This window comes from Desulfogranum aggregans (assembly GCF_055398265.1).
Genome location: NZ_AP042447.1, coordinates 4,064,341 through 4,089,705, shown reverse-complemented (window position 1 = coordinate 4,089,705; position 25,365 = coordinate 4,064,341). Strand labels below are relative to the sequence as shown.

At 51.8% G+C, this 25,365-nt stretch carries 28 protein-coding genes; 15 read left to right on the top strand and 13 right to left on the bottom strand.

Annotation, left to right across the window (positions count from 1 at the left end; all coding sequences use genetic code 11):
• Positions 1-240: 240 nt before the first annotated feature.
• On the top strand, positions 241-435 hold the full coding sequence (locus tag ACZ52Z_RS18045; RefSeq protein ID WP_464268169.1) for a hypothetical protein: 195 nt from the start codon (positions 241-243) through the stop codon (positions 433-435).
• Positions 436-633: 198 nt separating this feature from the next.
• On the opposite strand, the gene tsoX is transcribed toward ACZ52Z_RS18045, so the two are convergent.
• Positions 634-897, bottom strand: a complete 264-nt coding sequence (gene tsoX / locus ACZ52Z_RS18040; RefSeq protein WP_464268168.1) for an HSGNPxU motif (seleno)protein TsoX — start codon at positions 895-897, stop codon at positions 634-636.
• A gap of 157 nt (positions 898-1,054) precedes the next feature.
• Positions 1,055-1,477, bottom strand: a complete 423-nt coding sequence (locus ACZ52Z_RS18035; protein ID WP_464268167.1) for a YbaN family protein — start codon at positions 1,475-1,477, stop codon at positions 1,055-1,057.
• A gap of 535 nt (positions 1,478-2,012) precedes the next feature.
• On the opposite strand from ACZ52Z_RS18035, the gene rsgA reads away from it, so the two are divergent.
• The 6 genes from rsgA (at position 2,013) to ACZ52Z_RS18005 (ending at position 8,202) form a co-directional block, all read left to right on the top strand.
• Positions 2,013-3,137 carry a ribosome small subunit-dependent GTPase A gene (gene rsgA, locus ACZ52Z_RS18030; RefSeq protein ID WP_464268166.1) on the top strand — a complete coding sequence of 375 codons (1,125 nt, stop codon included), beginning with the start codon at positions 2,013-2,015 and terminating at the stop codon, positions 3,135-3,137.
• 91 nt (positions 3,138-3,228) lie between these two features.
• Positions 3,229-3,729: a GNAT family N-acetyltransferase gene (locus ACZ52Z_RS18025; protein WP_464268165.1), complete on the top strand. Its 501-nt coding sequence runs from the start codon at positions 3,229-3,231 to the stop codon at positions 3,727-3,729.
• A gap of 279 nt (positions 3,730-4,008) precedes the next feature.
• Positions 4,009-5,481 (top strand): cardiolipin synthase, encoded by a 1,473-nt coding sequence (gene cls / locus ACZ52Z_RS18020; protein ID WP_464268164.1) that lies wholly within the window; start codon positions 4,009-4,011, stop codon positions 5,479-5,481.
• A 272-nt stretch (positions 5,482-5,753) separates the two neighbouring features.
• Positions 5,754-6,299 carry a DUF3750 domain-containing protein gene (locus tag ACZ52Z_RS18015; protein WP_464268163.1) on the top strand — a complete coding sequence of 182 codons (546 nt, stop codon included), beginning with the start codon at positions 5,754-5,756 and terminating at the stop codon, positions 6,297-6,299.
• A 60-nt stretch (positions 6,300-6,359) separates the two neighbouring features.
• On the top strand, positions 6,360-7,175 hold the full coding sequence (locus tag ACZ52Z_RS18010) for a helix-turn-helix domain-containing protein (RefSeq protein ID WP_464268162.1): 816 nt from the start codon (positions 6,360-6,362) through the stop codon (positions 7,173-7,175).
• A gap of 112 nt (positions 7,176-7,287) precedes the next feature.
• On the top strand, positions 7,288-8,202 hold the full coding sequence (locus ACZ52Z_RS18005; RefSeq protein WP_464268161.1) for a DMT family transporter: 915 nt from the start codon (positions 7,288-7,290) through the stop codon (positions 8,200-8,202).
• Between the two features lie 356 nt (positions 8,203-8,558).
• Here the strand turns inward: ACZ52Z_RS18005 and ACZ52Z_RS18000 are convergent, their stop codons facing one another.
• The 8 genes from ACZ52Z_RS18000 to ACZ52Z_RS17965 form a co-directional block, all read right to left on the bottom strand.
• On the bottom strand, positions 8,559-9,062 hold the full coding sequence (locus tag ACZ52Z_RS18000) for a hypothetical protein (protein WP_464268160.1): 504 nt from the start codon (positions 9,060-9,062) through the stop codon (positions 8,559-8,561).
• A 69-nt stretch (positions 9,063-9,131) separates the two neighbouring features.
• Positions 9,132-9,611 carry a hypothetical protein gene (locus tag ACZ52Z_RS17995; protein WP_464268159.1) on the bottom strand — a complete coding sequence of 160 codons (480 nt, stop codon included), beginning with the start codon at positions 9,609-9,611 and terminating at the stop codon, positions 9,132-9,134.
• Between the two features lie 106 nt (positions 9,612-9,717).
• Entirely contained in the window at positions 9,718-10,170 is a 453-nt protein-coding gene (locus ACZ52Z_RS17990) for a hypothetical protein (protein ID WP_464268158.1), read from the bottom strand.
• A 419-nt stretch (positions 10,171-10,589) separates the two neighbouring features.
• Entirely contained in the window at positions 10,590-12,365 is a 1,776-nt protein-coding gene (locus ACZ52Z_RS17985; protein WP_464268157.1) for an FAD-dependent oxidoreductase, read from the bottom strand.
• Positions 12,362-12,898: a ferric reductase-like transmembrane domain-containing protein gene (locus tag ACZ52Z_RS17980; RefSeq protein ID WP_464268156.1), complete on the bottom strand. Its 537-nt coding sequence runs from the start codon at positions 12,896-12,898 to the stop codon at positions 12,362-12,364. Before ACZ52Z_RS17980 ends, ACZ52Z_RS17985 begins: the two co-directional genes overlap by 4 nt.
• A gap of 124 nt (positions 12,899-13,022) precedes the next feature.
• Positions 13,023-13,292, bottom strand: a complete 270-nt coding sequence (locus tag ACZ52Z_RS17975; protein ID WP_464268155.1) for a 4Fe-4S dicluster domain-containing protein — start codon at positions 13,290-13,292, stop codon at positions 13,023-13,025.
• 165 nt (positions 13,293-13,457) lie between these two features.
• Positions 13,458-13,730, bottom strand: coding sequence for a hypothetical protein (locus ACZ52Z_RS17970; RefSeq protein WP_464268154.1), 273 nt, complete (start codon positions 13,728-13,730; stop codon positions 13,458-13,460).
• A 465-nt stretch (positions 13,731-14,195) separates the two neighbouring features.
• On the bottom strand, positions 14,196-14,669 hold the full coding sequence (locus tag ACZ52Z_RS17965; RefSeq protein ID WP_464268153.1) for an EF-hand domain-containing protein: 474 nt from the start codon (positions 14,667-14,669) through the stop codon (positions 14,196-14,198).
• Positions 14,670-14,980: 311 nt separating this feature from the next.
• Between ACZ52Z_RS17965 and ACZ52Z_RS17960 the strand changes: the two genes are divergently transcribed.
• The 8 genes from ACZ52Z_RS17960 to ACZ52Z_RS17925 all read left to right on the top strand — a co-directional run bounded on the left by ACZ52Z_RS17960 (position 14,981) and on the right by ACZ52Z_RS17925 (position 22,326).
• Complete coding sequence (locus tag ACZ52Z_RS17960) at positions 14,981-16,417, top strand: ATP-binding protein (RefSeq protein WP_464268152.1); 1,437 nt, start codon at positions 14,981-14,983, stop codon at positions 16,415-16,417.
• A 67-nt stretch (positions 16,418-16,484) separates the two neighbouring features.
• Positions 16,485-17,156, top strand: a complete 672-nt coding sequence (locus tag ACZ52Z_RS17955) for a response regulator (RefSeq protein ID WP_464268151.1) — start codon at positions 16,485-16,487, stop codon at positions 17,154-17,156.
• A gap of 218 nt (positions 17,157-17,374) precedes the next feature.
• Complete coding sequence (locus tag ACZ52Z_RS17950) at positions 17,375-17,899, top strand: metal-dependent transcriptional regulator (protein ID WP_464268150.1); 525 nt, start codon at positions 17,375-17,377, stop codon at positions 17,897-17,899.
• A gap of 146 nt (positions 17,900-18,045) precedes the next feature.
• A complete protein-coding gene (locus tag ACZ52Z_RS17945) occupies positions 18,046-18,615 on the top strand; it encodes an HMA2 domain-containing protein (protein ID WP_464268149.1) in 570 nt (189 codons plus the stop codon).
• The gene (locus ACZ52Z_RS17940; RefSeq protein ID WP_464268148.1) at positions 18,612-19,034 is read left to right on the top strand and encodes an HMA2 domain-containing protein; all 423 of its coding nucleotides are present in this window, start codon (positions 18,612-18,614) and stop codon (positions 19,032-19,034) included. The genes ACZ52Z_RS17945 and ACZ52Z_RS17940 overlap by 4 nt, the downstream gene beginning before the upstream one ends.
• The gene (locus tag ACZ52Z_RS17935; RefSeq protein WP_464268147.1) at positions 19,021-21,219 is read left to right on the top strand and encodes a heavy metal translocating P-type ATPase; all 2,199 of its coding nucleotides are present in this window, start codon (positions 19,021-19,023) and stop codon (positions 21,217-21,219) included. Before ACZ52Z_RS17940 ends, ACZ52Z_RS17935 begins: the two co-directional genes overlap by 14 nt.
• Positions 21,216-22,070, top strand: coding sequence for a hypothetical protein (locus ACZ52Z_RS17930; protein ID WP_464268146.1), 855 nt, complete (start codon positions 21,216-21,218; stop codon positions 22,068-22,070). Before ACZ52Z_RS17935 ends, ACZ52Z_RS17930 begins: the two co-directional genes overlap by 4 nt.
• A complete protein-coding gene (locus ACZ52Z_RS17925) occupies positions 22,060-22,326 on the top strand; it encodes a hypothetical protein (protein ID WP_464268145.1) in 267 nt (88 codons plus the stop codon). Before ACZ52Z_RS17930 ends, ACZ52Z_RS17925 begins: the two co-directional genes overlap by 11 nt.
• Before the next feature lie 482 nt (positions 22,327-22,808).
• Here the strand turns inward: ACZ52Z_RS17925 and trpB are convergent, their stop codons facing one another.
• From trpB to ACZ52Z_RS17910, 3 genes are all read right to left on the bottom strand, one after another.
• Complete coding sequence (gene trpB, locus ACZ52Z_RS17920; RefSeq protein WP_464268144.1) at positions 22,809-24,050, bottom strand: tryptophan synthase subunit beta; 1,242 nt, start codon at positions 24,048-24,050, stop codon at positions 22,809-22,811.
• Between the two features lie 420 nt (positions 24,051-24,470).
• On the bottom strand, positions 24,471-24,926 hold the full coding sequence (locus ACZ52Z_RS17915; protein ID WP_464268143.1) for a DsrE family protein: 456 nt from the start codon (positions 24,924-24,926) through the stop codon (positions 24,471-24,473).
• A 126-nt stretch (positions 24,927-25,052) separates the two neighbouring features.
• The gene (locus tag ACZ52Z_RS17910) at positions 25,053-25,271 is read right to left on the bottom strand and encodes a hypothetical protein (RefSeq protein ID WP_464268142.1); all 219 of its coding nucleotides are present in this window, start codon (positions 25,269-25,271) and stop codon (positions 25,053-25,055) included.
• Positions 25,272-25,365: the final 94 nt, after the last annotated feature.

Below are 25,365 nucleotides of genomic sequence, written 5' to 3'. Positions count from 1 at the left end.
AGCCCCCTGAAGACATCTCCTCCGGCCATCATCCCCCTTGATTGTTTCCATTCACTATCCGAGCACCGCCCCTCCCTTCCGGTCATTGATTTCTGGTAAGCCATCGAAGCAATTCCATCAACTGTTCAAGCTGATCCTCGCTCAGGAATACAGCCATCTGATCGGTGTTTTCTCCTATAGCGATGCCATCGGTTGGCCGGTCGTTCCAGGGTGGCTGGCATCCAGCCTCTCGGTGGCCTCTTGCTTGAACTTTTTGGACTGCTTCTGGTAATCCTTGAGAAGAGGCATGCGTTCAGCAGCCTGCCCCTGGTTGAGGTGGATTTGAGGCAGGGAAATATAGTGGCAACTGCATTCGCAGGACCGGAGTGGGCCTATGCACAACTGGCGGGAGGCTATTTCGACTGGATCAACCTTCCCCATGTCAGGCCGCTTTAGCCAAAAACTGCGGACGGCACTGTAAGTGGAGGGGTGTACCCGAATGCAGCGCCTGAAGTGGGCACCTACGCCCAAGGCTCCAACAGGAGGAGGCTCGGCTTTATGGACGACGGTACGGATTCGTACCGTCGCCTGCTGATGGGCCGACAGCCCTTTTTTCGGCTTTACGTCAAGTTTTCTGGCGCAGCGCAGGCGAGCTCACTGCTCACCAATACGTTTTTCCAGAAATCCCTTCATTTTCTCCTTGTTCAGCGCGATCTCGGGAGAGACCATTTCCCCATCAAACAGCGCATTAGTGGAGCTTCTGAAATTATATTGCAAGGCTTCCGGAGAATCGATGGTGAAAATTCCCACCTCCACCTTGTCTCCAAACAGCTCCTTCATCGCTTCAGCTATACCTATAGCCTGTTTACATGAAGCTCAATGGGGGTTGCCGCTGTGAAATACTTTGAGATCAGCCATGATATTCTCCTTGTATGGGGTTAACATCCGCTACAGTCTGCACGGCACGATACCTGATGCAGCAACTGTTGTTATGGTGGCACTTTTTCCTGCCGGCACTCGTCAAGAACATTTTTTGTCAATAATATCAAAGGTCTTTTACCAAACCAACGGTACGCTACTCATCGACCCCTTCTCTGTGGATTGCCCTGGAGGGAGCTAGTCGGTCACTGCATATGCGCACAAGGTAGAGAGTAACCAACATCCCTATGGTCACCAGGCCCACAGTCACCCATACATGTTGCACCAACAGAATGCTGACCAGCAGGCCGAACCAGAGCATCGCCAATGCTTTTCGCAAAGTGGCTCGTGATATAGTCCTCTGCTGCAGATATTCCCGGATAGTGGAACCGAAAACCGGATGTTCAAGCAGCCATTGTCTGATTCGGGGGGAGGACCTGTAACTGAGTGCGGCAGCCAGGATAAGAAACGGGGTAGTAGGCAGCACAGGGAGAAAGGCTCCCAGCAATCCCAAGCCAAGCGAGGTGATTGCAGCGGCTTTCAAGAGGATATTCATCAAGGGAACGTACAGGGTCTTCATACTTGCATACAATTTACACAAAAGAGAGGGGATCAACCCTCAGAGCAATAAAATCAAAAAATATCATCCAGACACGTGCAGTCAAGCATCAAACGGCTCTCTAGCGAAACCCGAAAAAGAGAAAACCGACCAGCGGATAGCAGAATCCGGACCGATTTCATGTCGTTCTTGACAAATGGCCCGATACTCTTTAATCTGGCATTCTCTCATTTATCTCAGGAGGTTGAATGTTCGATAACGCAATGGATATTGTGCAGCCTGTTACTGATAAGAAGTAGCACGACGCACAACAGCGTGATCAGCACGTAGTACCACATCCCAAAGCAAGGTGTCCCACCTCTCTTTGACCTGTCCGTCCCTGATCGGTTCTATCGAACCTGTGCAGTAGAGCTGTATCTTCTTACAGTAACACCTTTCCCTTAGTGATTTCAAACTGTAGAAAACCGACCGCACAAACAACGCTACTCATGGTCTGCTTGGTGGCAGCCCATTTGGGAGTTGTCAGCTGCGGCAAACGAACACATTGGAAAGTGCGATGCTCTCACCACACACAGAACATACCGATACTCAAAAAACAAAAAAATTCCCTCCCCGACATCTGCACCATCTGGGATGGTCTCCCTTTTTTCAAGAACAATGGAAAGATTCGGACCTCGCCTCCTCACCGGCGAGAATCGTCGGAGTGCGAAAAAACGCATTTATAGTAGACCAGGGGCGTGGACAACTGCTGGCCACTCTGGCAGGCAAACTGCAGAAGACCTTCGCCACCTTTCACCCGGTGGTGGGCGATTGGGTGCTCCTAAACGATTCGCTCATCAACGCAATACTCCAAAGAAAAAATGTGCTCTCCAGAGTTGCACCCGGCCGGAAAAATCGCCACACGGGCGGAGGGCCTCCGCGGGACCAACTGATAGCGGCAAACCTCAGCAGGACATTCATTGTCTGTGGATTGGACCGTGACTTTAACCTGCGACGCATAGAACGTTACCTCACCCTGGTGTACAACTGTGGGATCACACCGGAAATTATACTGACCAAGGCCGACCTCCATCAGCACCCACGCCGCTATGTCGATGCGGTCGGATCAGTCGCAATGGGGGTACCGGTGCACCTGCTTTCCCTAGCAGACGAGGATGCCATTGGCCGCCTGCAACACCGTATCGCCGAGGGTGAAACCGTCGCCCTGATCGGTTCGTCAGGGGCTGGAAAGTCAACGCTCATCAATGCGTTGTATGGGAAACCTATACAGGCAACAGGTGCTGTGAGCAGGCGATTGGGCAAAGGAACACACACCACCACCCATCGCGACCTGATCGTGCTGCCAACCGGTGGAATGGTGATTGATAATCCGGGAATAAGGGAAGTAGCCGTTGGCGCTGGTTGGGCGGGATCAGCCTCTGCTTTTGCTGATATTGACCAACTTTCCCTGCTGTGCAGGTTTCAGGATTGTAGCCACAGCCATGAACCAGGCTGCCAGGTGCTGCAAGCTGTCTCCAACGGCCTGCTCTCTCCGAAAAGACTGGAGAACTACCGAAAAATCGAGGCTGAACGCACCTATATCGCCGAACGGGAACAAAAAAGTGGCGCACGAGTTGAACGGGAGCGATGGAAGGACGTCGCCCTGCACATAAAGGCGATGAAAAAAAGGAGACAGCGATAAACGCCGCATCCAACCTGTCAGGAAAAGGAAAACAAAGCATGCGGCTCGCCACCCCTGGTCAGCCGATATAGACAACAAAGAGGAACGGGGAATGATCATCAGAAAGGAAACAGCGGCTGATTACGCTGCCATCACCGAAGTAACCATTGCTGCCTTCAGGACTATGGTTATCAGCAACCAGACAGAACACCTGATCATCGATGCACTGCGAACGTCAGGAGGATTGACCATCTCCCTGGTCGCTGAACTAGAGCAGAGAGTGGTCGGGCATGTGGCGTTCTCGCCGGTGGCGATTTCCGACGGTACAGCCGGTTGGCATGGCCTTGGTCCTGTGAGTGTGTTGCCGGGATATCAGCGGCAGGGCATTGGCAAAATGCTGATCAACAAGGGCCTGACGTTGCTGAAAGATATGCACAGTCAAGGGTGTGCCCTTGTTGGTGACCCCAACTATTATAACCACTTCGGTTTTCACAACATTCCTGATGTCAAGTACCAAGGGATTCCTCAGGAATTCTTTCTGATCTTGCCATTCACCGAAAAAATCCCCCAAGGAACTGTCCGTTTTCACGAGGCATTCTCTGTGAAGCACTGATGTAGCTTCAGCCGGGCTGACGCCTCTCGCCACGTCGGCCGGCAGCAGAGAATTCTGCAAAACTGTCTCATGACCCTTTTCTTGGACAGAGCGTGATCATGCCAAATGCAACCAGCGGCTCAATTTGGTATCTTTCAGGGAACCTGTCAGGCTGCACTGCCATAGCCCCAAGGCCATGGCAGCAAATGACCCTGGCCAGACTTTTCCCTGTGCAGGCATGATGCGTATCACGACCAGCACGGTTGAGACCGGTTCAACCTTATCAACAGGATTGCACTTATGATCACCTACATGCTTGAGGCTGGAATGTTGACGGCCCTGACTCACTTCCTGGCCGTAATCTGCGTGTTTGTACGTATTGTCATGAAACGTCCAGTACCAGGGGTCGCGCTGGCCTGGCTGCTGGTGGTTACCTTCATCCCCCTCCTCGGAGTTGTGCTCTATTTACTCGTAGGTGAACGGCGTATTGGCGGCCAGCGGGCAAAAATGCAAAAAAGACTGCTACAGAGTTATGCCAACTGGGTAGAAAAAATTCTTGAAGATGATATTTCCCGCGTTAACTGGGACATGCACGTGCCAGCATGTCGCCGCATGAATCAACTGGGCATTGCTTCTGTGGGAATTCCGACCCTGTTTGGCAGCCATCTGCAGCTCATTGCGGACACCCAGGAAATCCTCCGTGCCATCATACGGGATATTGATAGCGCGAGGAGCACTGTTCACCTGCTGTTTTACATATGGCATCCTGGTGGAACGGCGGATGAGGTGGTGGAGGCTGTTCTGCGGGCCCGAAAACGGGGAGCACGTTGCCGCATTGTCGTTGATGCTATTGGAGGAAGTCGTTGGTGGAGAAGCGACCTGCGTAAAAGATTGCAGGCTGCCGGAGTTGAAGTTGTTCGTGCCATGCCGACCGGTCCACTGCGCATGCTCACCTCGAGAAACGATCTGCGGCTTCACCGCAAGATAGTCGTCATTGATGGCGAGATAGCCTGGACCGGATCAATGAATCTGGTTGACCCACGCTTTTTCAAGCAGGAAAGCGGCGTTGGTGAATGGGTTGATGCCATGGCGCGAGTCGTTGGACCAGCGGTTGAGCCACTGCTGATTATATTGCTCTCCGACTTCAAGGCAGAAACAGGCCAGAGCATTGATCGGCTGATCGAGACTTCAGACATCAAACGGCTTGAGCCCTGTGGTTCTTCAGACGTGCAGGTTATTCCCTCTGGTCCAGGGGAAGGTCAGGCCGATGATGCCATATTGCAAATGATTCTGAGCATGCTCTATGCCGCGCAAAATGAAATACTGATCACTACGCCCTATTTTGTGCCCGACAACTCAATGCTCAGAGCCCTGCGAAGTGCTGCTGCACGTGGTGTACGGGTGGAATTGATCGTCCCGGCCAAAGTTGATTCCATACTGGTACACTATGCAAGCCGCTCCTATTACGCCGAGTTGATGCAGGCAGGGGTGCGCATCCAAAAATTCAATGGAGGCCTGCTGCATACCAAGTCGATTACTGTCGACGGCTCGATTACGATGTTCGGAACCGTCAACCTGGACATGCGAAGTCTGTGGCTGAATTACGAAATAACCCTGTTTGTTTATGACAAAGCCTGGGGAGAAACAATCCGCAACCTGCAACTCAGCTACCTCCAGCAGTGTCGACGGCTGGACAGAAGCCAATGGCTTGGACGCCCTGCCTCGATCCGCTTCATGGAAAATCTGGCCAACCTCATGAGCCCCCTGCTGTAACCAGGGAAGGACAGCAGCCTTATTGCAGCGTGAGGGGAAACTACCTGTCCAGACACCAGAAAAAGTTGCGCCAAACCACTTTTGCTCGCTGGAACCACATACGCGGGATGTGCAGGGTTGCACCTCTGCATGCGTGGAACGGCAGTCACCCCGTGGATCTTTGCTTGTGTTCCTCTTTCCACGATAGCCTTACCTTTAGCCATTTACTTCTCGGCCAAAGCTTCCTATCATCTCTTCATGCTGAACCGACAACACCAACACTTCTCCTTGTTATGGACAGATTGAGATTCTCAGCAGTTGTTATTCTGCTCTTCACCGTTTTGACCGGTTGTTTTTCAGGAAAAGACTGGCGTACTGCCAGACGCGACTCAGCCGGAATAGCTCCTGACCCGGCCAAGACCAAAGAGGCGGTGGTCCACGTCTATGGCGCTGACGCCTGGGGTTGGAGAGGTTGGTTTGCCATCCATACATGGATTGCGGCCAAACCTTCACAGGCAGAGCAGTATATCGTATATGACGTGGTCGGGTGGCGAGGCCATCGCGGACAACCGGTCATGAAAATTGCGCCCGATATTCCTGACCGGTACTGGTATGGTGAGAAACCACGGATCCTGGCGGAACATCGAGGTCCGGGAACAGACCAACTGATAGCAGCAATCGATCAGGCAGCCCGCGCCTATCCATGGCAAACCACCTACAAGGCCTTTCCCGGCCCGAACAGCAATACCTTCGTGGCCTGGGTGGCAAAGCAGGTACCGGAGCTGGAACTGGATCTTCCCTTTTCGGCCATTGGCAGCGGGTATATCCGACAGAAATAAACTACTTTTCCACTTGTAACTTTCCAGCAACATTTCATCAAGATCCCATCTGTCTCAACCATGAAGCCCAGAATAACCTACAGGTCCTCAGCCATTCCCGGACTGGAAGCGCTCTCCTGTGAGAGTGGGCACGCCTTCCGCGACCACCTGCATAGCGGTTATGTGCTCTGGGCCAACTCCGATGGTGGCGAACAGTTCCGATTCAATGGGCAAAGCGACATCCTCCAGCCGGGAAGTATCAGCATCATTGAACCGGGCGTGGTGCATAGCAACGGCCCTGCGTTGCAGGGCAGCAGACACCTGCGCAGCCTGTACCTGGGAGAGGATTTTTTTCACTACCTGGATACGCTCTTTACAGGCCAGGGTGATCGTTGCCCAGGCCTTCCCTCGACGGTCATTACCCATCAGTACTATTGGCACCAGACCATTGCCCTCCATGAAGCGCTTATCACCGGTGCCGACCAACTCCACCTTGAGGAAAGGCTTATTCCGCTTTTTGCCGGTTTGGCCAATGGAGCTTTTTCCGCCACCTTTGACCGTGCCGGTACCGGCAACGCCCGCCCGACCCTTGACCGGGTAGTGGAATACATGCGCTCCATGCTCCAGGAACCCCTCAGCCTGGAGATGCTTGCAGCCATCGCCGGCTGTACCTCCTTCCACCTCATGCGCCTGTTCAAAAAACACCTGGGCATGCCTCCCCATGCCTACCTTATCCAGCTGCGCCTGGAACGGGCCAGAGTATTGCTCAACCAGGGGCACGCTATCGCCGACGCCGCCCTTCTTACAGGATTTTCCGACCAGAGCCACCTGACCAGGCGCTTCAAACAGCGATACGGCCTGACGCCCGGCGCTTACCTCCGGCAGCAATCCCGCTGACCGTAATTCCCGCCGGAACCCCAGGGTATGTCAGTTTTGTTCAAGACAGCCCGGGTAAAGCTTCCTATCATTAGGGACCTTTTATTCCATCCATGGTTTTTCGGAGAACCCGATGAAACACTATCTCTACGCCCTTGGCGCCATCCTTTGCTGGGCAAGCCTGCCGGCGGCAACCGGTGCCGGCCTGAAAGAACTTTCAACTGAAGAGCTGTTGTTCTACAGCTTTTCCGCAGCTGCCCTGTACCTCTATTTCCAAGATGGTATCCTCCAACGAAATTTTCGCCTCATCCTTCCCCGCTTCAGGGCCTGCCTCTTTGGCCTGTGGGGACTCTTTCTCTACCACTGGGTCTATTACCTGGCCCTGGACCGTGCGCCACTGGCCGAGGCAGCGATCCTTGCCACCACCTGGTCGCTGTGGATCGTTATATTCTCTTCACTGCTCCTGCTGCGACGATTGGCACCTGGCATCCTTGCGGCCGCCCTGATGGGCTTTATCGGGGCCGCCATGGTCATCAGCGCGGGAAAAGAACTTGCCTTTGACTCCTCCCACATGCAGGGCTACCTGCTTGCACTCTGCTGCGGGGTCATCTGGTCGAGTTTTTCCGTAGGACTGCCACGACTGGGGCTGACCAGGGAGCCCATGGCCGCTTTTACCCTGTTAACGGCGCTCTGCTCCGGGGTATTCTACCTGGTAACCCTTCCCCACCAGGTGCCTTCTCCCCAGGCCCTTTTCTCTGCCCTTTACCTTGGCTTGGTACCGCTTGGCCTCTCTTTTTTCCTGTGGAACCGGGCCGTCACCGGCGGCAATATGGTGGTGATCGGCTTCCTGAGTTACCTGACGCCGCCACTGGCCGTCCTCCTGGTGGCCCTGGTGCACGGAGAGGCAGTTTCCCCCCAAGTGTTGGCGGGCATGGCCGTCATCATTGGAGCCTCCATGCTTGGCAAGTATTTTCTTGGCAGACTCACCCAACCACCTGCGGCTTCGACGGATCAAAACAAGCAGCCACAGGTTTCACAGTCAACTTGAGACCTGGCGAGATACCCACGCTATCCGACGTGTTCAACGCGCCATTGTTACGGATAATGTTCGGTTATTTTCAGCTGATGCTTGGTTGACGGCTTCAGGTGCGCTGTGACGAACGCGGTAATCAACCTCCAGGCCAAGCCGAAACAAACGCATCTTGCACCCTTTCAATCAGCAGATGGTACAGGCAGAGGTTTTTTTCCTTGAGCAGGCATATGGTTTCCAGTGTACAGGCTCTGCCGCATACCTGACATGGTACGGTAAGGTGGTGGGGCCGCGTATAAAGGACTCTTGGCTCCAGCGGCTTGTTGCTGGATTGCTGACCAAGAGAATGCGGAATGACGCAATGGCGTATCGGTTCATGTTGCATGATGAAAAGACTCCGGCTCTGCAAGTGAACGGATATAATCCACCGGGATAAACAAGGTGTAGAGCATTTCAACAGGAATTGAAGGGGCAACCACTTCCCGCTCAGGGTTGCGAAAGGCCTGCTGAGCCATTGCAAAGTGATCGTATATTTCCACCAGGAGCGAACAGAGAGCGACTTCCTGCTGTTCGGCCATGCGCAGCAGGGCTAACGGTGCCTCTAGGCTGCTTTTCTCTGGGTCAAAACACTTATCCCTCATCGCTGCATATAAGGAAAAAAGAAAGGCACATACTTCATCGCGTTCTGCGGTTGAAAGTCGGTGAATATTTCTCCCGATCAGCTGCCCTAACCCGCTGAACTGTAAATATTGTTCCAAAGGAATACTGGGTGCTGCCTGCAATTCCTCTATAGCCTTGTATTTTCGTGTGTTAATCGGCTGTAACCGGTCTAGCTCCGGAAAACGATGAAGCCCATTCTGGATTGCCTGAATACTCATTGTTCACCTCTTTGGCGCTTGAACAGCGCCGGATGTCGGTATAATACAGTCTGCTGTACAATCGTCCGTTCACAGATAGGGGCTCTCTTCTGTACTGCGCTGTTTTCGTGCCACGAGAGCCCTCATGTAGGCCTGATATTTTTTCAGCTGCTTGTCGGACAGATACTTTTTCAACTGAGTGACAGTCGCTGTGTGTACCGCAAGTAATTGGTTTCGTACTCCTGATGGTAAAGGGACTCCGAGATGCTCTATCCTTTCAGCGATAACACCGCTTACCTGTTCGTGAAACTGTTCCATGATCGGCCGCACCTGAGCAGTTTGGGATGGCGTAAGGTCCAATTTTTCCGTTATGCTCTTCATCATCTCCTCTACCCCGGGAATGTTCGCGCCGGTATCGTGTTTTGCCAGCGTGTGGGCCGCATAACCGGGCTTTCCTGCAAAGAGAAGAAAGAGCATAAGAATAAGTCCGGAACCAGCCATAACGAGGGCCTCCTTCCACCTGTGCGTTGAGCTTGAACTGGCATGGGTTAATGCGGTAGTCGTGTCCATTTCTCTTTCCTGTATGACAATTTTCAGTGTGTCAATCATGCCAAGGCACAAGCTGCCATGCTTCGGAAAAGGAGTGAAAAAACCAAAGCATGGCCGCCGGTGCCGCTTAATGGGCATGCAAATCCCCTTTTGCCAGGTCAGCATGCTCCAGCGTTTTTTTGTGCTTATGTGCCGTCAGGACGCTATTGATTTCCTTCATCATCATAACCTCATTAATCGCCATATCTTCCAGCGCACGGGCAACAGGAACAAACGCCTCACGAATAGCGGTCTCTTCCGAAATAAACCGGAGCTGCTGGTTGAAATCACTCTGTACACTCCGCAGCTTTTGCTCCAAAACTGTACGCTGCGCCCTATAGCTTCGAGAGATAACATCGATTGCAATAATCTCCTGTGCGTCCAAGTCGTTCAATATCTGCTGTAACTGCGCATCGATCTCGCCCTGTATCACCTGGGGGGTCGTACTGATGGCAAAAGATGCCTGGGCGGTTATGCAAAGCGCTCCAAGTACCCCTAAACCCCACAGTGCAAGTATCTTACCGATTTTCTGTGCATTCATTTGACCTATCTCCATTGCTGACCCGCCTTTGCAGCAGGGCGCTTTCATTTTGCAGGGACCACAAGCAGTGGACCCTGCTGCCAAGGACCGATAAAGTTGAGCTGGTACCCTTGCTACCGCTCTGATGGAAAGAACAGTAATCGTTGAATATGAAATGAATTGGGAAGAAATAAGGAAAGAGCAGTGGTGGTAAACAATGCGAACCCTTCCCGCCACCAGCAAAGTATCAGGACGCCATCATGGCCAGGTGAGCATGCCAGGCATACGATGCCGCTCCCGGCGGTTTAAGCAAAGAAAAGAAGAGGGAAGGGGGACGTCAGGTGAAAAAAGTGGACACCATACCACGTTCGGATAAAGAGGTAATGGTATGAGCAATATGGCGTCCACCCGCTGAAAGCGCAGTGAGGAGCAGGAGGATTCTACACCGGCCAGGTGCCAAAAGGCTGCTTCTCCAGCTGCATTGAGCCGTCAGCGCCCTTAAAGATATTAATCCATGCCTGCCAGTTTTTCTCATCTGGCTCAGGATAATCCAAGCGAAAATGGCTGCAGCGGCTCTCTTTGCGCATCAGAGAGGCCCTGAGCTTCATTTCCGCACTGATTACCATATTTTTGGTTTCATGCGCCAGGCGCAGCTCGTGCATATCAGCGGCCCGCAGCATCGGTACATGATGATCCCGCAACTCTTCGACGTATGCCAGGGCTCCTTTCAGGAGGTTTTCTTTTTTTATATACAAAATGAAATTGGGAATCATAATACCCTGCAGCGTCTGGGTAACCCATGCAGGGCTATACCCGCTCTCCTTTTTCAAGGGCGCCAGGATCGCCGCCTCTATGGCTGATCGCTTCTTTTGGGCGAGGGGTTCAAGAACAATCTGGCTGCTGTACGCCGCAGCAGCTTCTGCAGCAACCCCTCCCTGAACTGCCGACCCGGCAAGCGAGGAACCGACTTGAGTATAAATACCCCCTGCCATGTACGAACCAAGTGCATCTCCAGCTGCAAACAGGCCCGGTATGGTCGATGCACATTTCTCGTTGATGGGCGCCACCCCTTCTGATTTATGGATCGCCATGCCGGCTGAGGAGCCCCCCACCGGCATGCCGCCCATCCCCGGAGGCGCTCCCCTGTCCTTCCGGCCTCGCGGGTTACCCCCTGCCATGCTTTGTTCCGCCGGTCTGCCGTCGGGAGGTGCTCCGTCCGGAGGACCGGATTGACCGAAACCCTCAGGCCGGTAGGGGCCGCCCTCTATGTTCCTCGGTCCTCCTATCCCCGGAGGACCACCCCCCATGGCTCCTCCGGACATGTAGGCAGCATAATTGAGGTCTACCCCCAGATCATGGCGGATTCCAATGCCGGTCACTCCCGGTTTTTGCTCAAACATGCCGTGCCAGCCATCGAAACAGGCAGCCGGGTTGCTTGTCTGCCCCGGGTGCCCATCATTCCACTCCTTGCCCGTCACCTTGGCCCCGATGTCATAGGCCATAACGGTACCATCGTGGGTAAGGTCGCAAATTGGGAAACCGTTGGGTTTAAAGCCACCGGCGCCGGTACAAAGGATGACGCTTTTTGCCCTGAAGAAGTGAATTTTCCCATTATCAAGACTGAATCCCGCAGCACCAGCAATTCGGCCCTTTTCCTTAATGAGATGGGTGATAACGATCCGTTCAATGAGTGGTATATTTCGCTCTTGGATGGGCCGGGTGAAACATTTGTTGTACAGGGAAGAATCAAAAAAGCCCCAATCGCGCAATTCATTGACCCTTGCCAGGGAATGTTCTGCCATTTGCCTGGTATACACCGGGTTATTCGTCCCCAGTGCCGAACGGGAAACCGAATCGACAAATTCATCAAGGCTCATTTTCTCCCTGGACGCATCATAGGCAAATATCCCTTTGGCAAAGGGAGTCTGTCCTGAGGCGCCAAGCCGCCCTTTAGAAACCATCAGGACTCGTGCACCGGCGTCATGGGCTTTGACGGCAGCAAAAAGGCCGGCAATACCGCCGCCAATCACCAAAACATCCGTTGCAGATATTTCCGAGGTGATCTGATTCACTGCGATAGTGGTGATCTTGTGGTTTTTCGCTCTATTTTCAGCCGAAAAGCCGATTGCTGAGAGCGCTGCCGCGCCGGCCAAGCATCCGGCCACTGTCATAAACCTGCGCCTCGACCTATTCTCCACAACTGACCAAGCATTCATTGCTGCTGACTCCTCTGTAACGCCGTTGATGACACATACAATGATGAAAACGTGCTGACCAACCACAAGACTACCCCACTGACGGCAAGAAAAAGCAGCAGCATGGCCATAGGCGCATGTACATGTCGGCCCAGGTCAATGGCATGCCCTACTCCAGAGAGCAGAAACACCATTGCCAATGCTCCATGGATCTTTCTCCAGAGTTGGTACCCCCATGGAAGCTTTCCTCGCAACATGGAGGTCATGCCGAGTACCACCAAAACCACCCACGCCACCATACCGAGAACGACGCCAAGGCTGGAAGTGGTGGTCACTATGGCAGTCAGGGCCTCAAGTGGCTTTACACCATTGGAAAAGAAACGCGGCATCACCAGCAGGAACGGGTGGAGTGCAAGAATAACAACAGATACGTAGCCCAGCATCTCATGGGTATGGCGAATCTGGTTCATGTTCACTTTTTTTCTGCTCACAGAATTTGTTCTCGACCAGTAAAATTGGCCCATTGCCAGACAGAAGGCGAGAAGAACAGCCATAGAGACTCCCTCCAGGATTACAGCCCGGTTCGGGTGGTTGCCCAGGAGGAAAAATATGAGCGGCAGCCCCGTGTAAAGGCCAAATGGCAGTAAAACTGCAGGTGGAAATTTCCTTTTCATATGATCACCCCCAGGAAACAATAACCGGAATGGATTTTTCCGGTGTTATGGTTATGGCATCCACAGGACAGTACATCCGGCACAGATGGCAGATCTGACAGTCCTCCGGATACACGACAAAGGCTTTTCCACTTGCCTCATCCTTTCTGATAACATCGGTCGGGCAGGTTTCAACGCATGTACCGCAACCAATGCACCCTTTTATCGCTTCAATAGTCATTGCCCTGCCTCCCAGTGCAGCGCGAAAAAAACAAACCCGAATCCGTGAATTCATAGAGTGCCTGGGGTTGAGTCAACTGGAACGTTGCCCAGCAGCTCGTGCCGCTACCCTTCAACACTCAGACTCCGAAGTTCATTGCTCACAGATGCAGGACAGATACGAAAGATCGGGCGAGATGTTATTCACCTCCCGCCCGCTTGCAACTGCCTTTAACCATGGTTATTGGTGCCGGGATGCATGTCCTTCCGGGACTGCCACCAACTGATCGTCCACCATCTGGCAGGTCCCGCTCAAGGACTCTCCCCTGGGACCGTCAAACGTAACACCGTCTCCTTCCGACTTACCGGAACAGGCTTCTATCGCCTCCGGTGGCGGCCCCTGCATCCTTCCGCGCCCGCCCTCTCGCTGACCGCTGGCGCAGGCAGCTATTGCCGAACCGAGCGCAATTACCACGAGCAGGCTAATAATCTGGATTGGTTGTCGTACATTCATTGTTGTTCTCCTTGAAAGTCGTCGACTTTCCATACGGTTGATACGTTGTGATATCTCTATCGCTCATGATGAAAACAACCATACCTGCTGAATAAGCAGAAAATTTGAAGAGAATAAGGAAATACTTTTTTCAGCATTTTTCCCGGTCCGAGAATCCGAAAACCCCGAGCGCCGAGGCATCAAGGATCCAGATCCGATAGCCGAGGCTAATTGCAAGGCGACGCCCTCTCGTTGCTGGCGCTGGAGGGTCCCACTTAAAGCAGGGGGAGGGAAATCCGCTGCAGTATGGACGTGGATGGCTGCTTCTGAAGAGTTGAAGCATGGAGGAAGGAAAAAAGGCAAAGGTAAGCGAGAAAGAGGGTGTCTTCAAGCCCCAAACCCATCAGCGCACCTTGCGCAAAGAACCTTTACTGTTCACACAATGCAACCCTGATGGGTTTTCATCTCACCCTCTGTACCCCTGGATCAGGCTTTAACATCTATAGGGGTGATAGTGCCGTCCTGCTCAGCTGTTCCCTTCTGGAGTATCTCGATTAATTGACTGATCGAATCTTTACCGGAATGCAGGGCATATGCCTCCAGGGCCCTGGTAAACAATTCACTGGTAGGCTGCATAGCTTCACTGTTTTCCTGGGCACTCGCGATTTCAGGAGGGGCAATGCCATAATTTGACAACATATCCAGCAGTTCTTCGCCACTCAGCCCGCCATCGCTGTCCCTGTCAAAATTGGCGAGCAGTTGATCCTGGGAAATGTCTGTTTCCCTCAGCTCGGAAACGGCCCCTGCAAGGGCCTCAAGTTCTTCAGCAGACACCACTCCGTCCTGATTGGTATCCGCTACCTGAAAAGCGTCCTGTTCGGGCGGAGGCGGCTGACGCCGCTGCGGTTGATTATTGAGCGCTGAAAGCATATTAGCTGCACCACTGATTGCGTTTACCATTTTTTTCTCCACTTGATTACAACGATCCATTCAACGGTTAATACACCTGATGCACTCTTGCCCAACAATATGCAGAAAATAGGGAGAAATGGAAATTTTTCTGTTGGTGCATTCGTGAGCATGCTGTTCAACTACCTGATAAGGAAAAAGGCACCAGCACCTCAACCGCAAAAGCACCTCCGTTCACTCTCGGTCACCCCCCGTTTTCTCTACTGCTCATCATATTTTTTGCACAATTATCCATTACAGTGTCATTTTGAGGTCATGAACCTTTGCAGGTTCAGCAACAGCTACTTCAACACGCACGTACCATGAAAATCGGTTTAAAAATACGGCATAAACTGTTCCTCGCTCTGCTGACCAGCAGCGTTTTAGTGGCGGCAGGACTTTTCAGTTTTCTTCAGTGGAATTTTGACCGGGGATTTCTGAACTATGTCAATAAACAGGAACTGACACAACTCACCCATTTGGCAGAGCGCCTAGCGGCATTGTATAAGCAGGAGAACAGCTGGTTGTTCATACGCAGTAATGAACAGTTGTGGCATCGTCTGCATGTGGAGACCTTTTTTAGAAAAGAAGGGATCAGGATGCCTGACAATGATCATCCCTTTCCACCACCGAAACACCGCATGCCACCGCCCCCCAAACATGGTCCGGAAAGCATCGGAGGGCGAATTGTCCTTTTTGATGCCGATAAACAGAGCATATATGAAGGACTGCCGGAAAAAAGTGAGCACCTCACCATGCTTCCAATATCGCTTGAAAAAGCCACCATCGGCTACCTCGGCCTCATGCCTGTAAAAGAATTGTCCAACGTCAGCGATCTCCTTTTTGTTGAGCAACAAACCTCGTCGTTTGCACTGGTTACCGGAGTGATGCTTTTTATCTCGTTTCTTATGTCCTTTCTTGTAACCGGTCATCTGCTCCGTCCCATCAATCTGCTCATAGAGGGAACCCAGCAGTTAATCTCCGGATGGTTTGCCACCAGGATTTCTGTGACCTCCAAAGATGAGCTTGGTGTGCTTTCCACCCATTTCAACAATCTTGCGTCAACCCTTGAAGAAAATGAAAAAGCCAGGCAGTTGTGGGTAGCAGATATCTCCCATGAGCTGAGAACGCCCTTAGCCATTTTACAAGGAGAGGTTGAGGCGTTGCAGGATGGTATCCAGCCAGCCACTCCGGAAGCGCTCTCGGTCCTCCATGGTGAGATACTGCACCTTGGACGCCTGGTAAACGACCTATACGAGCTCTCCATGACGGATATCGGGGCATTATCCTACAAAAAAGTGCTTACCTCCCCCGCTCTCTTATTGGAGGAAACATGCAGGCTCTTTGCCCCCCGGTTTGAGCTGTCAGGGTTGACCTTGACATTTCACCCACCGCTCTGCAGTTCCTCTTCTATGCTCGCTGATCCAGATCGCCTGCAACAGTTATTTACCAATATTCTCCAAAACAGCCTCAAGTATACCGACAGTCCCGGAAGGGTAGATATTTATGCAAAAACAACAGCCAACGCCCAGCTCTTTACCTTCATGGACAGTGGCCCCGGGGTGACAGAGGAGGATATGCCCCACATTTTTGAACGGTTGTATCGAACCGAAAAATCCCGCAACAGAGCGCATGGAGGAGCTGGACTTGGACTCAGTATCTGTAAAAATATAGTAAAGGCGCACCAGGGAACGATTGAGGCTCAAGCCTCCCGGTTAGGAGGCCTGCAGATATCCATCACCCTCCCGCTGGTCCACTAATCTCGAAAAGGCGAACGCTTCCCTCTTGCCCTGCTCACAACCAAAGAAAAAAGTGCAAGGAAACATTATGGAACCAACTATCCTGATAGTAGAAGACGAACCACGCCTTGCAGATATTGAACAGAAATATCTGCATCAAGCTGGATATGCGACCCACATCATCAATGAAGGCAGCACCGTTGTGAGTTGGGTCAAGGACAATACACCCGCTCTTCTCCTCCTCGACTTGATGCTGCCGGGGAAAGATGGCCTGGAAATATGCAGAGAGATTCGCCAATTTTCCCAGGTACCAATCATTATGGTAACGGCGAGGGTGGAAGAAATAGATCGATTACTGGGTTTGGAACTGGGGGCTGATGACTACATCTGTAAACCATTCAGCCCACGGGAAATTGTCGCACGGGTAAAGGCCGTTCTCCGTCGAGGAGCTTCGCCAAGTCGGCCGAACGATGCTCCGTTGCAGCTGGATGAAGAACGGTATACAGCCCGGCTTAACGGGAATGATCTTCACCTGACCGCGCTTGAGTTCCGCCTGCTGCACCTGCTGGCATCGCGACCAGGAGTCATTTATTCCCGAGATCAATTGATGGAACACATATACACTGACCAGCGTATCGTTTATGACAGAACCATTGACAGCCATATTCGCAACCTCCGCAAAAAAATACATACAGTTCAACCGGAGTGTGAAATAATCCGCTCGGTATACGGCGTCGGCTACAAATACGAAATCGAATGAAGCGCCACTGCCTACGACAGGCTGTCCGGTGCGCCTGAAAAGAAGACTGAATCCATGAGTGTTCAATTAAGGGCAGAGAATATGCCCGGCGTCAAAGTTTCTCCAGGCTAATTAACAAGAAAAAAAACATTGGCCATACACACCTCGCATATGCTACCCTGAAAGCGAACAAGCGTGCAGTTAACCAAAGCTAACGAGTCAAGGGCGACCATGAGGCAATGGTGGAAAGACTGAGAACAACACCGGCTCAGGAAAATTACATAGCGGCGATATATAATCTGTCGCTGAAAAAACCGGTACGTCCCGGTACACTTGCCGCAACACTTGGCGTTAAAAAAGCAAGTGTTTCTAAATATATAGCTAAACTTGTGGCCATTGGCCTCGTCCACCACATACCGCGCGGCACTATATCGCTTACCGACCAGGGGATCGAGCTCGCAGAACGTTTACTGCAACGCAAACAGTGTTTAACCCGACTGCTGGTCGATCTGTGCAATATGAAACCAGCAGATGCTGCCCCCGAAGTGCACAGACTTGAACACCTGGTTAGTGATGATGTGCTTTTTCGCCTCGAAACACTCGTCAAGTTTGCCTGCTCTTCCAGCGCCTGGTTAAAACGCCTGCACCTTCGCCTGGAAAGCGAACAATCGACTGGTGCGATGCCGCAGAGGATGAAGGTGGGTAGCAGCCAGGTGCATCCTGTTGAGAGCCTTGAACAAATTGATACCCATGAGCTCAAATGAGACGACCTGGACATTGACGAGGTCATTGATCATCAATATGTTTTGCTGCATGGTTCCCTGTTTTTAAGGGACAAGGCTTTCACCGGGCGAGACGACCAGGGTCCACTCCCCATCGCTCTCATCGACAAAACCATACTCAGGCTGATATGCATCTTGTAACAGGAGTTATTATTGCCGCACTGGCAGGTAAGGCAAAACAAAATAAAGTACTGCAAGGCCTGCCCATGTTGCAGACAGGGCCAATTCAGGTTGCGCATGCGCTTCCTGGCCGGATTCGTTTTTTCATTCCCGCTCTGCGAAATAACCAGGAAAGGATGAAAGACGGAATTGAACAGCTCAGCTCGCTTGAGGGAATTGACAGCGTCACTTCCAGCGCAATAAGCGGCAGCTTGATCGTACGGTTTGACCAGGAGCGTGTACCACCGCCCCTGCTCTTTGCCGCCATCGCCCGGCTTCTTGAGCTGGAAAAGGAGCTGGAAAAACCTGTCACCGCTGGAGTGCTCAGAGAAATCAGGCAGGTGGGTGGAAGTATCAACCGCATGCTCTACGACGAAACACATGGCATGGTGGATTTGCGAACCCTTGCTGTTGGCGGGTTACTCCTACTCGGCGGTAGAAAGCTGCTTACTGAAAAATGGGCAACAATGCCCACCGGCCTGACCCTCCTTTGGTGGGCTTTCAACCTGATCAACCGCGCTGAAGGCGGGAGCCGTTGAAGCTGCTGGAAGAGGGGTACCTATTGCTGGCAAAACCGCGGGTTGTTCATTCCATTCCCGGGCGTTTGAGGCTCCAAATTCCTCTGTTGAAACGGGTTGGCCGCGAACACCAAGAAGTGGCAACGCATCTCAGCCGGCTGTTGAAAATGCCGGATGGAATTGATGATGTTTCAGTCAGTCATGTCACGGGCACCGTTTTATTTCATTATGACGTTCAGGCACTATCGGAAAGAGAAATACTTTCGTTCATAGCAGCCGTCAACAGGGTCTTTGTTGCACAAAAAGAAGATGTACTCCGGTTATTGGAAAAGGATTCCGACACTGTATATGCCTATTTAAAAAAATGGCTGCAAAAAACGATTAAACGGCAACTGCACCTAGACACCAACCAGAGGATATTGCCGGATGATTTCTGCTAAACGTCCCCCCTTGATGAATTGCGAAATCCGCCACTCCCTTCCAGGTAGAATACGGATTTACTGCAGAGGCCTCGGCTTTCTCAAAGAATTTTCTTCTCACATCATTCAGGAAATTGAAGACGGGGTATCGGTCAGCTCTGCATCGCTCTCCACTGTCAGCAGAACCGTGCTTATTCACTACAACGCAGCGGAAGCCTCCTCAGATGAAATTTTAGAACGCGTTTCCTCCGTACTCGGATCGTGGTCGCTCAATGCCTTTAAACAAGAGCGGGCAGAACGAAATGCGATGTTGCTGCAGGAGCGCCGGCTCGAAGAAGAGTCCATACCATCGCTCCTCCAACGGATTGGTATCACCTCAGCAACACTGCTTTTTTCCTGGTTGAAACCCGGCCCGACCCCACAGACCTTTATCGGCAGATTCCTCTCCATGCCCGCACTTACAGCTATGAGTCTGGCCTGGCCAATTTTGCGCAATGGCATTCGCTCCCTGATGGTGCAAAAAAGACCCAACGCCGACACGCTCAGTTCCAGCGCGATTATCGCCAGTGTTGCAGCTGGCCAGAGCGTCTCTGCATTAACTATTATTTTATTGGCCGATATTGCCGAATTATTGACAGCCTATACCATGGAGCGCACAAGAAATGCCATCCGCGACATGCTCTCGGTAGGAGAGGAGTTTGTCTGGCGCATTGATGAAAGCGGCCATGAACAAAAAGTCCCACTGTCTGCCCTTCGCCAGGGCGATCATGTTATCTCCAGAACAGGCGAAAAAATTAGCGTAGACGGCCTGGTTCTCTCTGGAGAGGCCGCTGTTGACCAAGCGTCCATAACAGGAGAATATCTGCCTGTCCGAAAGGTTCAAAACGATGAGGTTTTTGCTGGAACCGTTGTCAAATCAGGACGGCTGGTGGTTGAGGCAAAGCGGGTTGGTGACCGAACAGCGATTGCTCGAATCATCAATCTGGTAGAAGAGGCGGCCCACAAAAAGGCAACCATCCAATCCAACGCGGATCGTTTTTCAGCACAACTCATTCCGATAAACTTTGCTTTAGCGGCCATAGTGTTCTTTATCACAGGCAAGGTCAGCCGCGCCCTGAATATGCTGATAATCGATTACTCCTGCGGAGTGAGGCTTTCCACCGCAACTGCCCTCTCTGCAGCTATCTGTACGGCAGCCCGCAACGGTGTCCTGGTAAAAGGCAGCAACTATCTGGAGGCGCTGTCTGAAACAGATACGGTGGTCTTTGATAAAACAGGAACCCTCACCGAGGGCCGGCCTGTAGTAAGCTCGGTAATCTGTTCCCAAGACGAGGTAACGGAAAAAGAATTGCTCAGCATGGCCGCAGCCGCTGAAGAGACGAGCAACCACCCGATGGCCGTGGCCATTGTGGAACGGGTGCGCCGAGCAGGCTGGCCTGTCCCCAAGCACAGCAATAACGAAATAATCACCGCCCGTGGAGTCACCACCAAGATTGGCAGATCGATTATCCGGGTTGGCAGCCGGCGATTTATGCAGGATTCGAAGATCAACCTTTCGCTGGTTGAAGAAAATGCGCAACGCATAGCGCGAAAAGGGGAAAACGTCATTTATGTGGCTCGAGGACGCACACTGATCGGTATCATTGGCGTTCAGGATGTCTTACGCGAAGATATGAAAAAGTCACTCAACCGCTTACGAAATCTCGGCATGGATGACATTATTCTCTTAACAGGGGATGTTGAGCAGCACGCTGAGATTGTGGCTTCCCGTATGGCGATGGACCGTTATCACGCCGAAGTTATGCCTGACGAAAAAGCAGAGAATGTATTACGGCTTCAATCCAAAGGTACTTCCGTAGTGATGGTTGGTGACGGGATAAACGACGCCCCTGCCCTTGCTTACGCAGATGTCGGCATAGCCATGGGCAACACCAGAACAGATATTGCCATGGAAGCGGCAGACATCACCATCACCGGTGACGATCCACTCATGATTCCCTCCATACTCCACCTGGCCCAGAAAACGATGAACATCGTTCGCCAGAATTTTGCTACGGCCATTGGCGTGAACACCCTTGGTATAATGCTCGCCTCAGTTGGCGTGTTGCCGGTTTTCTGGGGCGCAGTACTGCACAACAGTTGTACAGTTGCGGTGGTAATGAATTCATCGCGCCTGCTCATACACGACATGGATGACAGTAAATGACTTCTCCCTTCAGCGTATCACTGCTCCATAGTTTACCCGGTCGAATTCGCATGAAGCTCTCCGCTTCCCCTGTTGACCTGCAGCGCTTTCACCAGGCTATCATGTCTCACCATGGGTTAAAAACCGTCCAATTTAACCCCATCAGTAAGAGTCTGCTGGTGACCTATGCAACCGGCCACCTCACCACAGAGGAAATTTTACTTCGTACGGCGATTGCCTTGTCAATGGAGCACGAATTCAATCCGGTGCAGGTTCATATCGGTGAAGATGCTGAAGTGATGACTGATGCATCTATTGTGGCAGGATTACTGCTACTGGCGGCAGGCGGCTTTCATTTTATCAGCCAGGGAAAAGAGACAACCTGGTTGAGCCGGGCCAGCGGCATTGCAGTTGCTCTGGCAGTAGGTGAACACGGCTGGCGTGAAGCACGTGAGCAAGGGTATATACACCCCGAAGTCCTGTCGGTGGGGTATCTATTCGCCTCCTGGTTACGCGGTAATATTCTTCGTGGTGCGACCGTGACCTGGGTAGCGAGCTTTGGCCGTCACTTATTGCAGGGTCCGGAAAAATGCATTGATGTTCGACCAATCAACAAACACTCTGCGGAAAACGAGCCCAAAACATATCAGGTTTCGCTTGTCCCTCAACAGCATCCTCGCTCTCCCCTGTTACGCTGGGCGTATGGTATTCTGGGCATTTTCGGCCTGGGGGGATTAGGAGGAACAGGCGATTCTCTCTTTGAAGAAATCCAGAATATGGCACAGGCCCATGACAGGGTAATGGAAGGATTGGACCTCCAGCCAAATGGAATACCATTAACCTTCAGAAAGGAGCTTCACTATGAATATTAACTCAAACCATATCGTTGGGTTTGCCGCCGGCATTGTCGTTTCCGCAGGTGGCTTTTACCTGTATAAAAAAAATCAATCCCGCGTTGACGGATGGCTGAGAGATCAAGGAATTCGCATACCGAATAGAACAGCTGTCGATCCCGAGACAATGACCCTGGAAGAACTCGTTACTGAAAAAGAACGCTTGGAAGACATCATCGCCACCAGAGAAATGGAAGGGGCATTGGATGAGGGCGGGGCAGAGCAGGCGCAGTAATTTCCTTTGCACCTGCCAGTGGAAAACCTTGTGCGCTCACCCTTGACGCAAGCTCGCGGTATGACCGCAAAGAGGCGGGGGAGTGCAGGTCATGAAAAAATAGATGTTTTCCTCCAGCCCATCTCCACGAGAGAGATGGGCTGGCCGGGTGGTAGGCGTTCTATGCTACCTGGGAGACAAATTTTTTTATGCACTGAATCCTTTCATCCCTGGTAAAAAAGAACGCCATCACTTCTTCCGTAGGATGCCTGTTTTGATCTCCGCATAAAAGAGTACACGCCATACGCCACCATTTCTTCATGTGCAGCCTTCCGGCACCTTGCACATTCCCCCATTGCCGCTCCATGGACGGGGCACCTCACCAGTGCTGCGACAGTACCCACCTCATCGTCAAGCCCAGCTTGGTCGCAGGCAGGCATGAAACACCCTTCAGCAATGGAGCATTGAGCAGGGATAGTCCCAAAAAATCGCCACCATTTCCACTATTTTTCGACAAGACTTTTCTTTGCCTCGTCTATGTTGAATCCATAGGTCTCGGTCACAAAATCCAGGTCCTTGTCACCTCGTCCGCTGAGGTTGACCAAGATGGTCCCCTGCTTCATTTCCCGAGCAAGTTTCATCGAATAGGCCACGGCATGGGCGCTTTCAAGAGCCGGGATAATCCCCTCAATAAGGCTCAGCGTATAAAATCCTTCCAGCGTTTCTATGTCATTGATTATTTCATAGCTGATGCGGCCTTCATCTTTCAGGGCGCTGTGCTCCGGACCGACACCAGGATAATCCAGGCCGCTGGCAATGGAATACACAGGAGCGGGCCCTCCCTCTTCATCCTGGAGCAGATAGCATTTAAAGCCATGGATAAGTCCCGGCTTACCAAAAGCTGCAGTGGCCGCATGATCACCCAGGTTTAACGAACGGCCGCCAGGCTCCACCCCTATTAGCTTGACCGGATCATTGATAAAACCTGAAAAAATCCCCATGGCATTACTGCCCCCGCCCACACAGGCACACACCACATCCGGCAGGCCACCGGTCATATCCAAAATTTGTTCTCGGGATTCAACCCCCACTACATGCTGGAAATCACGCACCATCATGGGAAAAGGGTGAGGTCCAACCACCGAGCCGATGCAGTAAATGGAGTTCACCGGATCCTTGAGATAGGCTTCAAAAGCTGAATCCACAGCTTCTTTCAATGTTTTCAGCCCAAAGGATACTGGCACCACCGTGGCACCCAGCAATTTCATACGGGTAACATTAGGTGCTTCTTTTGCAATATCCACCTCACCCATATGAATTTCACACTCAAGGCCAAAATAGGCTGCAGCAGTTGCCAGGGCTACGCCATGCTGCCCTGCTCCGGTTTCTGCAATTAGCTTTTTCTTTCCCATGTACTTGGCAAGCAGCCCCTCACCCATGCAATGGTTGAGTTTATGGGCTCCGGTATGATTCAGATCCTCCCGCTTGAGATAGATCTGAGCGCCTCCGCACATTTGAGACAAACGATCGGCGTGGAACACCGGGGTAGGACGCCCCTGGTAATACTTGCGGATGGAGCGCAGTTCTTCGATAAACCGATGGGTTTTACTGATTGTGTGATAGGCGTCAGTGATCTTATCCATCTCCACCTGCAGTTCAGGCGGGATATACGAGCCGCCGTATTCTCCAAAATGGCCGCTGGAATCTGGAAATTGGTGTGGGTAAAGCGAGTAATCCTTGGTCATGGCAGTCTCCTTAGCTGTGTACATGATTAAAAATATAAAAAAAGGGCTATCGAAGTATTTCCGACAGCCCTTAAAAATGATAACTGCCGGCGCGTTGTATGCCGGCAGCGAATTTTTTTCTCTAATAGATCATTGACCTGCTGGCACATGCATTGATTGGTGCCAGCGCCAACGTCTTTTGAGTATATGTGGCCTTTTTTGATTCATATGCCATGTATAATGCATTCATTCTCTCCCTGTCAAGCACGTTGAAGGTACGTCACTTTTCAGATGACGGCTCTCTCTTCCCAGCCTTACTCATGCAAAATATCTCGAGCCGCCATAAGTGGCCAGATGCTCCTGTCCACAAAAGAGTCTGTGGCAGCAATATGCGGGATTAAAATGCTCTCCGCCTCATCCAGTGACCGAAGGTCCTCACCTTTACCAGGAAAGCGTCTTCACTTCCGGATCAAACAATAAGCCCGTCACAAGCTCTTCATTGCCCATGACTACGCCCTCTATAAAATCGGCGTGAGAGAGACCTGCCGCTTGTGAGCAGGCAGCGCAGGCGATGACCGTCCCACCATCTTGCATAAAGGCGCGCAGCATGTCTTGAACAGACTGCCTCTTTTCCTTCATCAACCCGTGAACATGTGAGGCTCGTTTCTTATCTGCCAGGTAAATACCACGTACATTGAGCCATATCGCCACCGGTTTATGTCCACGCTTGAGGACCTTTTGATGGGCAAACATAATGGCCTTTGTCGCTGCCCAGGTATCATCGGTGGTCAGGTTGACAAAGAGCCCGCCTTTCTGATCCGCGGCATGTGCAGACGCAGAAAAAAAGGTAATAAAGACGATTATCAATCCGGGAAGAATGCTTTTGAAGCTTTTCATTGTTTGCTCTCTCCTTGTTGAGGTTTTCCAATAAATCATTATGGTTCCATAAGGATAGATTAAAAATTGGAATCATTCACCGCTCCACATCTCTTCATACCGGATATACGGAACAGTGGGCGAGCACTACCGAACGAGCCACCTGAAGCGATCACTGAAATACTGGTCGCCCTCTTCAGGAACAACATCTACTGTTTGCTGTTTTTTCCCAAGGCAGGAAGCACCAAAACCATCCTCTTTCGCCTGGTTCGTGAGCGTTGAAAAATGATGGAACTGCAAGTACGGCAGCATCATTGATGATACTGGAAATATATCAATATGTTGCCAACACAGCAGGTGTGCCATTATTGGACACCCCGCGGGGCGGCTGGTAAGCTTGGATTTCTCTCCCCGCATCAAACATTTTGTATCAGAGCATGATATAAGCTTACCCCAGGCT